Origin of the sequence: Streptomyces spongiae (assembly GCF_009377185.1) — a bacterium.
GTDB classification, from domain to species: domain Bacteria; phylum Actinomycetota; class Actinomycetes; order Streptomycetales; family Streptomycetaceae; genus Streptomyces; species Streptomyces spongiae.
This window is the reverse complement of sequence record NZ_VJZC01000259.1, coordinates 1-13,461: the sequence shown is the minus strand read 5'-3', so window position 1 is coordinate 13,461 and position 13,461 is coordinate 1. Positions and strand designations below refer to the sequence as shown.

Here is a 13,461-nt window from a genome sequence, read left to right as displayed (position 1 = left end):
GTCGTCGGGTGTCCGGGCACTGCGTGCTCCCTGTGGGGATGGCTTACGGGGGTTCAACGCGTGTTCGACCACTCGGTCACTGCCGGGATCTGGATCCGGGGCCGGAGCGGCCCGTACTCTGGGTAAGCGCTGTGCGGGAAACCTGGGTGAACCCTGTGCAAACCGCCTGTACGGGACAGCAACCATTGCGTTACGGGCGTCTGCTCGTGCATGCTCCCTGGAACCCCGCGCAGCCCGTGCGGGGCCTGGGATAAGGAGGCGTGCCGCCGTACCCTTGGGGGTATGGGGTTGGGAAGATGATTCCCGGACACAGCTCCGCAGCACACTGTCGTCCCACACCCACGAGGACCCGAACGCCGAGACATCCATGGCCGGTCACGAATTCTTCGAACCCGCGGACCGCAAGCGGCGGCCGGTAGCCGATCCCACGGCGGCCGACCCCCTGGCGGCGGAAGAAGCACGCCCCACCTGCGATCCCGCCTTCAAACACGGCGTCGTCGTCGGCTTCGACGGCTCGACGTCCAGCGAGCGCGCCCTCGCCTACGCGATCGGCATGGCCCACCGCTCCGGCTCGGGCCTGATCATCGTGCACGTCGCCAACCGGTTGCCCACCACCGTGTGGGCCGGCTGCGAGCCGCCGGTCTTCGTCGACGTCCCCGACCACCGCACCGAGGTCCTCGGCCTTGAACTCGCCTGCGCGGAGTACCTCGCCGAGGTCCCCTGGATCCTCGTCGAGCGCGGCGGCGACATCTGCCACGAACTCGAAGAGGTGGGGCGGGAGTACGAGGCGGACGCGATCGTCGTCGGCTCCACGCACGGGATCGTGGGGCGCATCTTCGGCTCGGTCGCGGGCCGGCTCGCGAAGCGTGCGCAGCGGCCCGTGATCGTCATTCCGTAACTCGGGTTCCCCGGCTCCGGCTCCCCAACTCCGGCTCCCTGTCCGGTGACGCGTAAATCTACTCCCAGGTAGATGTGTTTGTGCCTTTGTGAAGGGCATATACCGGTCACCGCACAACTGCACATGCATGAAGGGAGCCCGCCGTGGACAACGACGTCTCTGCGGGAAGCACCACCACCATCGTCGGCCGACTCGCCCTCGGGATCACCCTCCTGGCGTTCGGACTCGGCCACACCGACGTGATCGACGGTGTGACGGCCGCTGACGCCGTATCAATCGCCCAGTACGTGGGCGGCATCGCGCTGTTCGTCGTCGGCCTGCTGGCGTTCCGCGACCGCGACACCGCGACCGGCACCGCCTTCTCGGCGCTCGGTGCGCTCTGGTTCACCTGGGCCGTCTCCGCGGGCAGCCAGGTCTCCGACAACGCGGCGGGACTCTTCCTGCTGCTGTTCGCCCTCGTGGCGCTCTCCCTCACCCTGGCCGGTGGCGACCAACTCGGCCAGGGGGCGCACGGGTTGTTCTTCGTCTCCCTCGTGCTCCTGGCCGTCGCCGACTTCGCCGGTAACGGTGGGCTGGCGAAGGTCGGTGGGTGGTTCGCCGTGGCGGCGGGGGCGGTTGCCTGGTACGCGGCGACGGCGGCGCTTGCGCACTGGCCGACGGTTCTTCCTCGGCGTGCTGCCGGTCGGGGCGTGACGGCTACTGGCTAACTGGCAGCGAGCGTCGGGGTATTGGGCGACCCCGGCGTATGGAGCGGGCCCCCACGTGTTTGGTGGCAGTACGTGGGGGCCCGTTCTGTTTGTTTGGCCTCTGCGGGTGCGTGGGGGTTGCTCGCGCAGTTCCCCGCGCCCCTAAAGGGGCGCGACCCCGTGACGGGGCGCGACCCCCTGACGGGGCGCGACCCTCTTACTCCACCGTGACCGACTTCGCCAGGTTCCTCGGCTTGTCGATGTCGCGGCCCAGGGTCAGGGCCGTGTGGTAGGCGAGGAGTTGGAGGGGGATGCCCATGAGGATCGGGTCGAGTTCGTCCTCGTTCTTGGGGACGACGATCGTCTGGTCGGCCTTCTCCTGGTCCTGGTGGGCGACCGCGAGGATCCGGCCGCTGCGGGCCTTGATCTCCTCGAGGGCCGCGCGGTTCTTCTCCAGCAGGTCGTCGTCGGGGACGATCGCGACCGTCGGCAGGGCGGGCTCGATGAGCGCCAGCGGGCCGTGCTTGAGCTCGGAGGCGGGGTAGGCCTCGGCGTGGATGTACGAGACCTCCTTGAGCTTCAGCGAGGCCTCGCGGGCCACCGGGTAGCCCCGGACGCGGCCGATGAAGAGCATCGAGCGGGCCTCGGCGTACTCCTGGGCCAGCTTCTTGATCTCCTCCTCCTGCTCCAGCATCTCGGAGATCTGGGCGGGCAGCTTCCGCAGACCCTCGATGATCCGCTTGCCGTCGCGCACGGACAGGTCACGGGTGCGGCCCAGGTGCAGGGCGAGCAGCGCGAAGGCGACCGTGGTGTTGGTGAAGCACTTCGTGGAGACCACGCAGACCTCGGGGCCCGCGTGGACGTAGATGCCGCCGTCGGCCTCGCGGGCGATCGCCGAGCCGACCACGTTCACCACGCCCAGCACCCGCGCGCCCTTGCGCTTCAGCTCCTGCACCGCGGCCAGCACGTCGTACGTCTCGCCCGACTGGGAGACCGCCACGTACAGCGTGTCGGGGTCCACGACCGCGTTGCGGTAGCGGAACTCCGAGGCCGGCTCGGCGTCCGCGGGGATACGGGCCAGCTCCTCGATCATCTGGGCGCCGATCATTCCCGCGTGGTACGAGGTGCCGCAGCCGAGGATCTTCACGCGGCGGATCTTGCGCGCCGCGCGGGCGTCCAGGTTCAGGCCGCCGAGGTGCACGGTCGAGAACCGGTCGTCGATGCGGCCGCGCAGCACACGGTCCACGGCGTCGGCCTGCTCGTGGATCTCCTTGTGCATGTACGTGTCGTGGCCGCCCATGTCGTACGACGCGGCCTCCCACTCGACGGTGGTGGGCTCGGCCGTGGTGCGGGTGCCCTCCGTCGTGTAGGTGCGGAAGTCGTCGGCCTTGAGGGTGGCCATCTCGCCGTCGTCGAGGGTGACGATCTGGCGGGTGTGCGCGACCAGGGCCGCTATGTCCGAGGCGACGAACATCTCCTTCTCGCCGATGCCCAGGACGACCGGCGAGCCGTTGCGGGCCACCACGATGCGGTCGGAGAAGTCGGCGTGCATCACCGCGATGCCGTAGGTGCCCTCGACGATCCGCAGGGTCTCGCGGACCTTGTCCTCCAGCTTCTCGGCCTGGGAGCGGGCGATCAGGTGGGTGAGGACCTCGGTGTCGGTCTCGGAGAGGAACTCGACGCCGTCGGCCTCCAGCTTGCGGCGCAGCTCGGAGGCGTTGTCGATGATGCCGTTGTGCACGACGGCGACCTTGCTGTCGGCCGACATGTGCGGGTGCGCGTTGATGTCGGAGGGGGCGCCGTGGGTGGCCCAGCGGGTGTGGGCGATGCCCGTGGTGCCCTTGAAGCGCGCGGGGACCTTGGCCTCCAGGTCACGGACCCGGCCCTTGGCCTTGACCATCTTCAGGCCCGCCGTCTTCGGCGACGTCACGACGATGCCCGCCGAGTCGTAGCCGCGGTACTCCAGCCGCTGCAGGCCCTCCAGCAGCAGCGGGGCCACATCGCGCTTACCGATGTATCCGACGATTCCGCACATACAGTTCTCCCTCTTCTCCCCGTTTTCGGTCGGTCGTCCAGGCGACCTTCTGGTCTCTCGTCCGGCGGCGGTCAGCCGTAGACGATGCGGCGCAGTTGTCTGAGCGTGAGCTCGGGCGGTGCCACCGCGCGGTACTTCAGGTCCGCCTCGATCCGTTCGAAGATCGCCGAGTTCACCAGGCCCTGGGTCTGGAGCTCGCGATGGCGGCGACGGACGTAGTCCTCGGTCGTCTCGTCGAAGTACGCGAGCACGTCCTGGATCACGCGCAGCGCCTCGCCCCGGCTGAGGGGCGTGGACCGCGCCAGATGATCAACAAGTTCGTCGTGCACCCGGTAGATCCTGAGGTACGGGGCGGCCGTTTCGCAAGAATCCTGCCCGATTCCGGGCAAGTGTCTGTTGAAACTCCTTGGTCGAACATTGAATCTCTCATGAGTGCCTGTTCGCGAGCTGTCCATCCAGCGTCCCGCGCCTCGTTGCCTGAGGGGACGACTTTCAGACCTCATGGACATTCCTCGCATGGGAGTACCCGAGCGGCTCGCCGAGCGCATGAGCATGGCCGAGCAGCACGAGTACCTGCGCGCCAGATTCTCCCGGCGCACGATGATCAGAGGCGGCGCCGTCACGCTGGGCGCCGTCGCGGGTGGCGCGTTCGTGCCGGGTGCCACCGCCCAGGCCGCCGTACCCACCCAGACCGTGGCGAGCACCGAGACGGTCGACGGCTCGCTCGTCGCCCCCTTCGGCCGCCACCTCGCCTTCGGCAACGACCCCCGCACCGAGATCACGGTCTCCTGGCAGGTGCCCGTCGCGGTGAAGAAGCCCTTCATCCGCATCGGCGCCCGCCCCTGGGACCTCTCCCGCAAGATCGAAGCCGAGGTCCGCACGCTCTACACACCGGCCGGTGTCGGCGCGAGCGGCGACCACACCCAGTACTACCTGCACGCCAAGCTCACCCACCTGCGCCCCGGCCAGACGTACTACTACGGTGTCGGCCACGCCGGCTTCGACCCGGCCGAGCCGCACCTCCTCGGCACCCTCGGCACCTTCACCACCGCCCCCGCGCGCAAGGAGCCGTTCACCTTCACGGCCTTCGGTGACCAGGGCGTCAGCTACCACGGTCTGGCCAACGACAGCCTGATCCTCGGCCAGGACCCGGTCTTCCACCTGCACGCCGGTGACATCGCCTACGCCGACCCGTCCGGCGCGGGCAAGACCGCCGACACCGGGTTCGACTCGCGCGTGTGGGACCAGTTCCTCGCCCAGACCGAGTCCGTCTCCAAGTCCGTCCCGTGGATGGTCTCGTACGGCAATCACGACATGGAGGCCTGGTACTCGCCCAACGGCTACGGCGGCGAGGAGGCGCGCTTCACGCTCCCCGACAACGGGCCGGACAAGGCGCACCTGCCGGGCGTCTACTCCTTCGTCTACGGCAACACGGCGGTCATCTCGCTGGACCCCAACGACGTCTCCTTCGAGATCCCGGCCAACCTCGGCATCTCCGGCGGCACGCAGACCACGTGGTTCGAGGCGCAGCTGAAGAAGTACCGCGCCTCGAAGGACGTCGACTTCATCGTCGTCTTCTTCCACCACTGCGCCTATTGCACCTCCACCGCGCACGCCTCGGAGGGGGGTGTGCGCCAGGAGTGGGTGCCGCTGTTCGAGAAGTACACCGTCGACCTCGTCATCAACGGCCACAACCACCAGTACGAGCGCACGGACGTCATCAAGGGCAACGAGGTCGCCAAGAAGCTGCCCATCGGCGGTACGGCGTACCCCGAGACCGAGGGCGTGGTGTACGTGACGGCCGGTGCCGCGGGCCGCAGCCTGTACGCGTTCACCGCACCGGACTCGTACGAGGGCCACGAGCACGAGGTGGACTCCGTGGCCTCCTTCATCAACCTCAAGGACGGCAAGCAGAACGAGACCGTGGCCTGGTCCCGGGTCCGCTACCTCAACTATTCGTTCCTGCGCGTGGACGTCACGCCCGCGCCGAAGGGGCGTTACACCACCCTGAAGGTCCAGGGCATCGCCGAGACGGGTGACCGGATCGACCACTTCACGGTGGCGCGCAAGGCCAAGTAGGAACCCGTGCAGGCGGTCCTCACATGCGCTACATGCGTTTGAGGACCGCCTGCTTGGCCATCGTGAACTCCTCGTCCGTGAGGACGCCCGACCTGTGCAGCTCGCCGAGTTCGCGCAGACGGCGCAGCAGGGCGTCGTGGTCGTCCTCGCGGGAGGTCTCGGCCTCGGGCGCCTGGTCGAGCTGCTTGGGGGGTTCGTCCGCGGGCGGGGCCGACGGGTGCGGGAGCCGCACCTGCACGGCAGCCGCGACCAGTGCCATCAGCGGGTCCTTCTTGAAGCCCCACAGCTCCACGGAGTTGGGGTCGTACTTCGGCGGGGCCTTGGTGGGCGCGTTCTTCACGGTGAAGCGGAGGCAGCCGTTCTCCAGGCCGACCGCGGGGTGCCACTCCACGGCCCGGATGTCGGTCAGCGCGAGCGTGCGGGAGCCGGCCGCGGCCTTCGCGTCCTCCGTCTTCCAGTTCCACTCCAGGCGCACCTGCTCACCGTCGAAGGTGGCGGTGCCGTCCCCGGCCGACACGGACAGCGGGACCGCCGGGCCGGGGAGCAGGAACTCCTCGACGGCGCTCGTCGGGACCTGGTCGAGGAGCAGGGTGTGGCGGACCTCGTCCACGAAGTACTCGGCGACTCCGAAGCGGTCCGACTCGACGGTGAGCTGGTACGGGTCGTGGGAGTCGGTGAGCCGTCCTCCGGTCGCCTGGAGAAGCGGGTCCGCGCCGTCGCGCAGCCGCAGCCTCAGCCGCCCGGACTTCTTCCCGTGTTCCAGCGAGATTCCCGCCAACGCGGCGAGTGGGACGGTGAGTTCACCCAGGGTCTTGCGCAGCAGGCTCACGTTCTTGTCGCGTCCTGGTGTCAGCCTCAGGGTGTCACCGTAGAAGGCCCAGGTCCCGTCGCGCTGGATGATTTCCGCCATGAAGGGGATTGTTTCACCGGCCGCGCGGGGAGGTTGGTCCATACCATTTGGGTGACAGGTGGGCTGACGGAAGGGAACTCAGGTGAGACAGCACCGCAGAACGACTCGCCTTCTCGGATCGCTGCTGCTCGTGACGGCGGCCGGGGTCTCCGCCGTCGGGGCGGCACCGACCGGGCAGACGCCCACACCGCTCGGTCGCGTGATCCCCGCTCCGGAGTCCGTGAAGCCCGGCGGAGCGCCGTACCGGATCACTAACAGCACCCGCATCCACGTGGACGACTCGCGAGAGGCCCGCCGGATCGGCACCTACCTCGCGGAGGTGCTGCGGCCCTCGACCGGCTACCGCATCCCGGTGACGGACCGTCAAGGACCCGGCATACGACTGAAACTGGGTTCCAAGGACGCCTCCCTCGGCGACGAGGGCTACCGCCTCGACAGTGGCCGGAACGGGGTCACGATCACCGCCCGGCGGCCCGCCGGGCTCTTCCACGGCGTGCAGACCCTGCGCCAGTTGCTGCCGGCGGCCGTCGAGAAGGACTCCGCGCAGCCGGGCCCCTGGCTGGTCGCGGGCGGCACCATCAAGGACACCCCGCGCTACGGCTGGCGCGGCGCGATGCTGGACGTCTCCCGGCACTTCTTCACCGTGGACCAGGTCAAGCGCTACATCGACCAGCTGGCGCTCTACAAGGTCAACAAGCTGCACCTGCACCTCAGCGACGACCAGGGCTGGCGCATCGCGATCGACTCCTGGCCCCGGCTCGCCACGTACGGCGGCTCCACGCAGGTCGGCGGCGGTCCCGGTGGCTTCTACACGAAGGCCGACTACAAGGAGATCGTGCGGTACGCCTCCTCCCGCTACCTGGAGGTCGTCCCCGAGATCGACATGCCCGGCCACACCAACGCCGCGCTCGCCTCCTACGCCGACCTGAACTGCGACGGCGTGGCGCCCCCGCTCTACACCGGCACCGAGGTCGGCTTCAGCTCGCTGTGCGTCGACAAGGACGTCACGTACGACTTCGTGGACGACGTGATCCGCGAGCTGGCAGCGCTCACCCCCGGCCGCTACCTCCACATCGGCGGCGACGAGGCGCACTCCACCAGCCACGACGACTACGTGAAGTTCATGGACCGGGTCCAGCCGGTCGTCGCCAAGTACGGCAAGACGGTGATCGGCTGGCACCAGCTGACCGGCGCGACCCCGGCGAAGGGCGCGCTCGCGCAGTACTGGGGCCTGGACAGCACCAGCGCGGCGGAGAAGGAGCAGGTCGCGGCGGCCGCGCGGAACGGCACCGGGCTGATCCTCTCGCCCGCCGACCGGATCTACCTCGACATGAAGTACACCAAGGACACCCCTCTGGGCCTGGACTGGGCGGGTTTGGTGGAGGTGAAGCGGTCCTACGACTGGGACCCTGGCAACTACCTTCCGGGGGCCCCGAGTTCGGCCGTCAAGGGCGTCGAGGCGCCCCTGTGGACCGAGACGATCGCGACCCCGGCGAACATCGACTACATGGCCTTCCCGCGCCTTCCGGGAGCCGCCGAGCTCGGCTGGTCGCCGGCGGCCACGCACGACTGGGACACATACAAGGTGCGGCTCGCCGCGCAGGCGCCGCGGTGGGACGCGCTGGGGATCGGGTACTACCGGTCGCCGCAGGTGGACTGGCCCACCGGATAGCTCGGGCACGACGACGGGCACCTCGGAGGACCGTACTCCGAGGTGCCCGTCTGTCCGTGAGGGGCCGGTGGTTACAGGCCCGCGATGGGGTTCTTCAGGTTGCCGACGAGCTGGAGGGCGCCCGCCGGGTCGGCGAGGTCGACCATCTGCTCGTTGTTGCGCAGCTGGAGCCGGTTGAGGCAGGACAGCGAGAACTCGGGGGCGAACATGTCGTACTGCCGGAACTTGTCGGCGAGTTCGGGCCTGGCCGCCTGGTACTCGCGGACGACGTCGGCGACCGTGCGCCAGAAGTCGTCCTCCGCCAGGACGCCCTCGTCCGCGAGGTTCGCGGCGAGGAAGCGGAAGAAGCAGTCGAAGACGTCCGTGAAGATCGACAGGAGCTTCTTGTCCTCCGGGACCTCCACACGCAGCCGCTCGACCGTCGGCGGCAGCACCGCCTCCGGGTCCATCACCGCGATCTCCTCGGCGATGTCCTTGTAGATCGCCCGCTGCACGACGCCGTCCTTCAGGACGAGGATGACGTTCTCGCCGTGCGGCATGAAGACGAGGTCGTACGCGTAGAAGCTGTGCAGAAGCGGCGTGAAGTACGCCCGCAGGTAGTGCCTCAGCCACTCGACCGGGGCGAGGCCCGAGCGTTCGACCATCGCCGCCGCGAAGCCCTTGCCCTCGTGGTCGACGTGGACGAGCGAGGCCATCGTCGCGAGCGACTCGCCCTCCTGGAGGGAGGACACCGGGCTCTCGCGCCACAGGGCGGCCAGCATCTTGCGGTACGGGGAGTAGCGGTCCGTGGCGGCCTCGTACTCCAGGTGGCGGTAGCCGACCGCGGCGCGCTCGCGGATGATCGACAGGCCCGTCGCCTTCAGCACCGGGTCGCTCTCGATCAGCTGGGCGAGCCAGTCGTTGATCGCCGGGGTCGCCTCCATGTACGCGGCCGACAGCCCGCGCATGAAGCCCATGTTGAGGACGGACAGGGCCGTCTTCACGTAGTACTTCTCAGGATGGGACTGGTTGAAGAAGGTCCGGATCGACTGCTGGGCGAGGTACTCGTCGTCGCCCTCGCCGAGGCAGACCAGGTACTTCTGGGCGACCTCGGCGGCGAAGGTGACCGTGAGTTTGTTCCACCACTGCCAGGGGTGGACCGGGATGAACAGGTAGTCGGCCGGGTCGAGGTCCTGCTCGCGCAGGACGGTGTGGAACCGCTCGACCGTCGCCTCACCCAGCTCGTCCCGCAGGAACGACTCGTACTCGATGCCCACGCCCGCCGTGAAGGCCGCCCGCGAGCGGTGCGCGGCCAGCCAGACCAGCCGGAGGGGGCTCGCGGTCTCGGGGGCGTACGAGAGGTACTCGTGGACGCCGAAGCCGAGCCGGCCGTTGTTGGCCACGAAGCAGGGGTGGCCCTCGGTCATGCCGGTCTCGATGTCCTGGAAGCCGGAGCCGATCAGCTCGGCGACCGGGACCCGCGGTTTGGTGAGCTTGTAGCAGGTACCGGCGAGGGTGGAGGAGATCTCCTCCAGGTAGACGGGCAGGACCTCGTCGCTCAGCCCGAGGGTCTTCTTCAGCTCGATGAAGAAGTCCAGGGCGGCGAGGGGGCGGTCGACGCCGTCTCGTTGACGGGTGATCGAGTCGGCGTCGACCTGCCAGTGGTCGAGGGCGCGTCGGACGGCGGTGAACCCGTACCGGGTCAGACCGTCGTCACTGCGCACCTCGAAGCGGCCGTCGGCGGTGGCCTCCGGCGTGATGAGCCGCTCGTGGGCGAACTCGGCGAGTGCCTTGCGGATGAGGAGGCGGTTGGCCGTCGCCCAGCGGTGGGGGGACAGATGGGCCACGGCGTCGGACAGGGTCATACGGCAACTCCTCGTGCGGCCAGGAACTGCCCGCGGGTGCAGAAGCTCAGCAGCGCGCGCTTCTCCGGCTTGTCGATCTCTCGTTCGGGTGCAAAGCCGACGGCCTCGTTCAGCGCGTGCACGGCCTTGTTGGTCACGTCGGGCTCCACCACGACCCGCCGGGTGCGCGGGTCGGCGAACAGCTCGTCCATCACCGCGGTGATGACGGCCTTGGTGAAGCCGTGGATGGGCCGGTCGGTGGGGGCGACCAGGAAGTGCATGCCGACGTCGCCCGGCTCGGGCTCGTACAGGCCGACCAGCTCGATGTACCGCGGGTCGTACTTCTCCATCAGGAACGCGGGCTCCCCGTCGTGGAACCCGAGGTACGCGTGGTGGTGCTCGCTGGCCGCGATGCCCATGTACTCGCGCTCGACGTCCTGCAGTTTCGCGTCCTGCATCATCCAGTACGCGGCCTTGGGGTCGGTCACCCAGCGGTGCAGCAGCTCGGCGTCCTTCAGGGGGTCGAGGGGCCGGATCGTGAACGTGCCGACCGTGGAGGTGGTTCCGGTGGTGCCGGTGGTGCTCATACAGCGAACTCCTGGAACGCGATGGTCTTCTCGACGGGGTAGTACTCCGTGCCGAGCAGCTCGCGGATGATGGAGCTGTTGCGGTAGGCGCCCATGCCCAGGTCGGGGGACGTGATGCTGTGCGTGTGCACGCCCGCGTTCTGCAGGAAGACCCCGCGGCCCGTGGTGTCGATGGCGTAGTTGCGGCCCACGTCGAAGCGGCCGTGGCCGTCGAAGCGGAGCCGGTCGCGGACCGGTTCGAGGAAGGCCGGCGGCCGGTAGTGGTAGCCGGTGGCCAGCACCAGGCCCTCGGTCCGGATCTCGAAGTCCTTGTCCTGCTCGTCCTGGTGGAAGCCCAGGGTGTAGAGCCCGTCCTCGTAACTCGCGGTGTTCAGCGAGGAGTTGGTGAGCAGACGGGTGGGGACCGGGCGGCCGCCGCTGGTGACGTTCTTCTGGTACAGCAGGTCGAAGATCGAGTCGATCAGCTCCGAGTTGATGCCCTTGAACAGGCCCTTCTGCTGCTTCTCCAGCCGGTAGCGGGTCTCCTCGGGCAGCGCGCGGAAGTAGTCGATGTAGTCCGGGGACGTCATCTCCAGCGTCAGCTTGGTGTATTCGAGCGGGAAGAAGCGCGGGGAGCGCGTGACCCAGTTGAGCTGGTAGTCGTGGACGTCGATCTCGGCGAGGAGCTCGTAGTAGATCTCCGCGGCGCTCTGGCCGCTGCCGACGATGGTGATGGACTTCTTCGCCTGCAGCTCCGCCTTGCGGTGCATGTAGTGCGCGTTGTGGAAGAGGTCGCCGTCCAGGCCCTGGCAGGCCTCGGGCACGAAGGGGACGGTGCCGGTGCCGAGGACGAGGCGGCGGGCGCGGTACGTCTCGCCGCTCTCGGTGTGGATGACGTACAGCTCGGCCCCGTCGTCGTACGTCACCTGGGTGACCGTCGTGCCGAAGCGGACGTTGCGCAGTTTGTTCGCCGCCCAGCGGCAGTAGTCGTCGTACTCGACCCGCAGCGGGTAGAAGTTCTCGCGGATGTAGAACGAGTACAGGCGGCCGGACTCCTTGAGGTAGTTCAGGAAGGAGTACGGGGACGTCGGGTCGGCCAGCGTCACCAGGTCCGACATGAACGGGGTCTGGAGGTGGGCGCCGTCGAGGAACATGCCCGAGTGCCACTCGAAGCCCGGCTTCGACTCCAGGAACACGCCGTCGAGTTCGGCGATCGGTTCGGTGAGGCAGGCCAGGCCCAGGTTGAAGGGCCCCAGCCCGATCCCCACGAAGTCATAGGTGGCGTTCGTGGATTCAGGAAGCGCGGTCAAGGGACTCTCCCAGGTACTGCTCGGCGTGGCCGGCGATCAGGTCGAGAACGGCGGCGATGTCGTCGGCCGTGGTCTCGGGATTGAGCAGGGTGAACTTCAGGTAGTGGCGGGCGCCGACCTTGGTGCCCGCGACGACGGCGTCACCGGAGGCGAACAGCGCCTTGCGGGCGTACAGGTTGGCCCGGTCGATCTCGGCCGGGTCGGTGACGGCCTCGGGAATGTAGCGGAAGACCAGCGTGGACAGGCTCGGCTCGACCACGACGTCGTAGCGCGGGTCGGCGGCGAGCAGCTCCCAGCCCTCCTCCGCCAGGTCGCAGACCTCGTCGAAGAGCTGGCCTATGCCGTCGGCGCCCATCACGCGCAGCGTCATCCACAGCTTGAGCGCGTCGAAGCGGCGGGTGGTCTGCAGGGACTTGTCGACCTGGTTGGGGATGCGCTCGGTCACCATGCGGCGCGGGTTGAGGTACTCCGCGTGGTAGGTGGCGTGGCGCAGCGTCGCCGCGTCCCGGACCAGCACGGCCGATGAACTCACCGGCTGGAAGAAGGACTTGTGGTAGTCGACGGTGACGGAGTCGGCGCGCTCGATGCCGTCCAGGAGCGCACGGCGCCTGAGCGAGGTGAGCAGACCGCAGCCGTACGCCGCGTCGACGTGCATCCATGCCCCGAACTGCTCGCACAGCTCGGCGATCTCGGGCAGCGGGTCGATGGAGCCGAAGTCGGTGGTGCCGGCGGTGGCGACGACGGCCATGGGGATCAGGCCGTCCCGCTTGCAGCGTTCCAGCTCGTGGGCGAGGGCCACGGTCTGCATGCGCTTGTCGTGGTCGACAGGGATGGAGACGACAGAGTCGGCGCTCAGACCCAGCAGTTTCGCCGACTTCTGCACGCTGAAGTGGCCGACCTCGGAGGCGAAGACGCGCAGTTTGGCGAACGAGTCGGTCTTGGCCTCCTCCCTGGCCAGCAGCAGGGCCTGGAGGTTGGACTGGGTGCCGCCGGAGGTGAACACACCGTCGGCGGCCGGGCCGAGGCCGATGCGCTCGGTGGTCCAGTCGATGAGCTTGCGCTCGATGAGGGTGCCGCCGGCCGACTGGTCCCAGGTGTCCAGCGAGGAGTTGACGGCGGAGAGGACGGCCTCGCCGAGCACGGCCGGGATGACGACCGGGCAGTTGAGGTGGGCGAGGTAGCGCGGGTGGTGGAAGTAGATCGCGTCCCGGAGGTAGACCTCCTCCAGTTCGTCCAGCACCGCTGTGGTGTCGTGCAGTGGCCGGTCGAGGTCGATCTGCTCGATGCGGGGGGAGAGGGCGTCGACGCTGACACCCGTGAACGGACGGTCGGTGGTGGCCAGTTTGGCAGCCACCCGCTCGATTCCTTCGGTCACGGAGTGGCGGTACCGCTCCGCGGTCGTGTCATTGAGCAGGTGCGAGCGCATGGTGGGCGTTCCTCCGAGCGGGGACAGTCCGTGCGGACGGGGTGAGGGGGAGAAGG

General features: G+C 68.6%; 11 protein-coding genes. 4 read left to right on the top strand and 7 right to left on the bottom strand.

Translation table 11 applies throughout. The annotated features are described in order from the left end of the window. Nucleotides 1-367: 367 nt before the first annotated feature. A complete protein-coding gene (locus FNH08_RS28660) occupies nucleotides 368-898 on the top strand; it encodes a universal stress protein (RefSeq protein ID WP_152774430.1) in 531 nt (176 codons plus the stop codon). 143 nt (nucleotides 899-1,041) lie between these two features. Continuing rightward, on the top strand, nucleotides 1,042-1,605 hold the full coding sequence (locus tag FNH08_RS28655) for a GPR1/FUN34/YaaH family transporter (RefSeq protein ID WP_322725630.1): 564 nt from the start codon (nucleotides 1,042-1,044) through the stop codon (nucleotides 1,603-1,605). A gap of 196 nt (nucleotides 1,606-1,801) precedes the next feature. Here the strand turns inward: FNH08_RS28655 and glmS are convergent, their stop codons facing one another. Further along, the gene (gene glmS, locus FNH08_RS28650; RefSeq protein ID WP_152774429.1) at nucleotides 1,802-3,619 is read right to left on the bottom strand and encodes a glutamine--fructose-6-phosphate transaminase (isomerizing); all 1,818 of its coding nucleotides are present in this window, start codon (nucleotides 3,617-3,619) and stop codon (nucleotides 1,802-1,804) included. Between the two features lie 71 nt (nucleotides 3,620-3,690). Continuing rightward, a complete protein-coding gene (locus FNH08_RS28645; RefSeq protein WP_322725629.1) occupies nucleotides 3,691-3,948 on the bottom strand; it encodes a hypothetical protein in 258 nt (85 codons plus the stop codon). 187 nt (nucleotides 3,949-4,135) lie between these two features. Here FNH08_RS28645 and FNH08_RS28640 point away from each other — a divergent pair, with 187 nt between their 5' ends. Beyond that, nucleotides 4,136-5,698 carry a purple acid phosphatase family protein gene (locus FNH08_RS28640; protein ID WP_152774427.1) on the top strand — a complete coding sequence of 521 codons (1,563 nt, stop codon included), beginning with the start codon at nucleotides 4,136-4,138 and terminating at the stop codon, nucleotides 5,696-5,698. Nucleotides 5,699-5,726: 28 nt separating this feature from the next. Here FNH08_RS28640 and FNH08_RS28635 read toward each other — a convergent pair whose 3' ends face one another. Beyond that, the gene (locus FNH08_RS28635) at nucleotides 5,727-6,608 is read right to left on the bottom strand and encodes a DUF4429 domain-containing protein (RefSeq protein WP_152774426.1); all 882 of its coding nucleotides are present in this window, start codon (nucleotides 6,606-6,608) and stop codon (nucleotides 5,727-5,729) included. 82 nt (nucleotides 6,609-6,690) lie between these two features. Between FNH08_RS28635 and FNH08_RS28630 the strand changes: the two genes are divergently transcribed. Beyond that, the gene (locus FNH08_RS28630; protein WP_322725628.1) at nucleotides 6,691-8,280 is read left to right on the top strand and encodes a beta-N-acetylhexosaminidase; all 1,590 of its coding nucleotides are present in this window, start codon (nucleotides 6,691-6,693) and stop codon (nucleotides 8,278-8,280) included. Between the two features lie 71 nt (nucleotides 8,281-8,351). Here the strand turns inward: FNH08_RS28630 and FNH08_RS28625 are convergent, their stop codons facing one another. Genes FNH08_RS28625 through desA form a run of 4 tightly spaced genes read right to left on the bottom strand, consistent with a single transcriptional unit; the run spans nucleotide 8,352 to nucleotide 13,405 of the window. Beyond that, nucleotides 8,352-10,124: an IucA/IucC family protein gene (locus tag FNH08_RS28625; RefSeq protein WP_152774425.1), complete on the bottom strand. Its 1,773-nt coding sequence runs from the start codon at nucleotides 10,122-10,124 to the stop codon at nucleotides 8,352-8,354. Next, complete coding sequence (locus FNH08_RS28620) at nucleotides 10,121-10,690, bottom strand: GNAT family N-acetyltransferase (RefSeq protein ID WP_152774424.1); 570 nt, start codon at nucleotides 10,688-10,690, stop codon at nucleotides 10,121-10,123. The genes FNH08_RS28625 and FNH08_RS28620 overlap by 4 nt, the downstream gene beginning before the upstream one ends. Beyond that, on the bottom strand, nucleotides 10,687-11,979 hold the full coding sequence (locus FNH08_RS28615; RefSeq protein WP_152774423.1) for a lysine N(6)-hydroxylase/L-ornithine N(5)-oxygenase family protein: 1,293 nt from the start codon (nucleotides 11,977-11,979) through the stop codon (nucleotides 10,687-10,689). Before FNH08_RS28615 ends, FNH08_RS28620 begins: the two co-directional genes overlap by 4 nt. Then, complete coding sequence (desA, locus tag FNH08_RS28610) at nucleotides 11,963-13,405, bottom strand: lysine decarboxylase DesA (protein WP_152774422.1); 1,443 nt, start codon at nucleotides 13,403-13,405, stop codon at nucleotides 11,963-11,965. Before desA ends, FNH08_RS28615 begins: the two co-directional genes overlap by 17 nt. Between the last annotated feature and the right edge of the window lie 56 nt (nucleotides 13,406-13,461).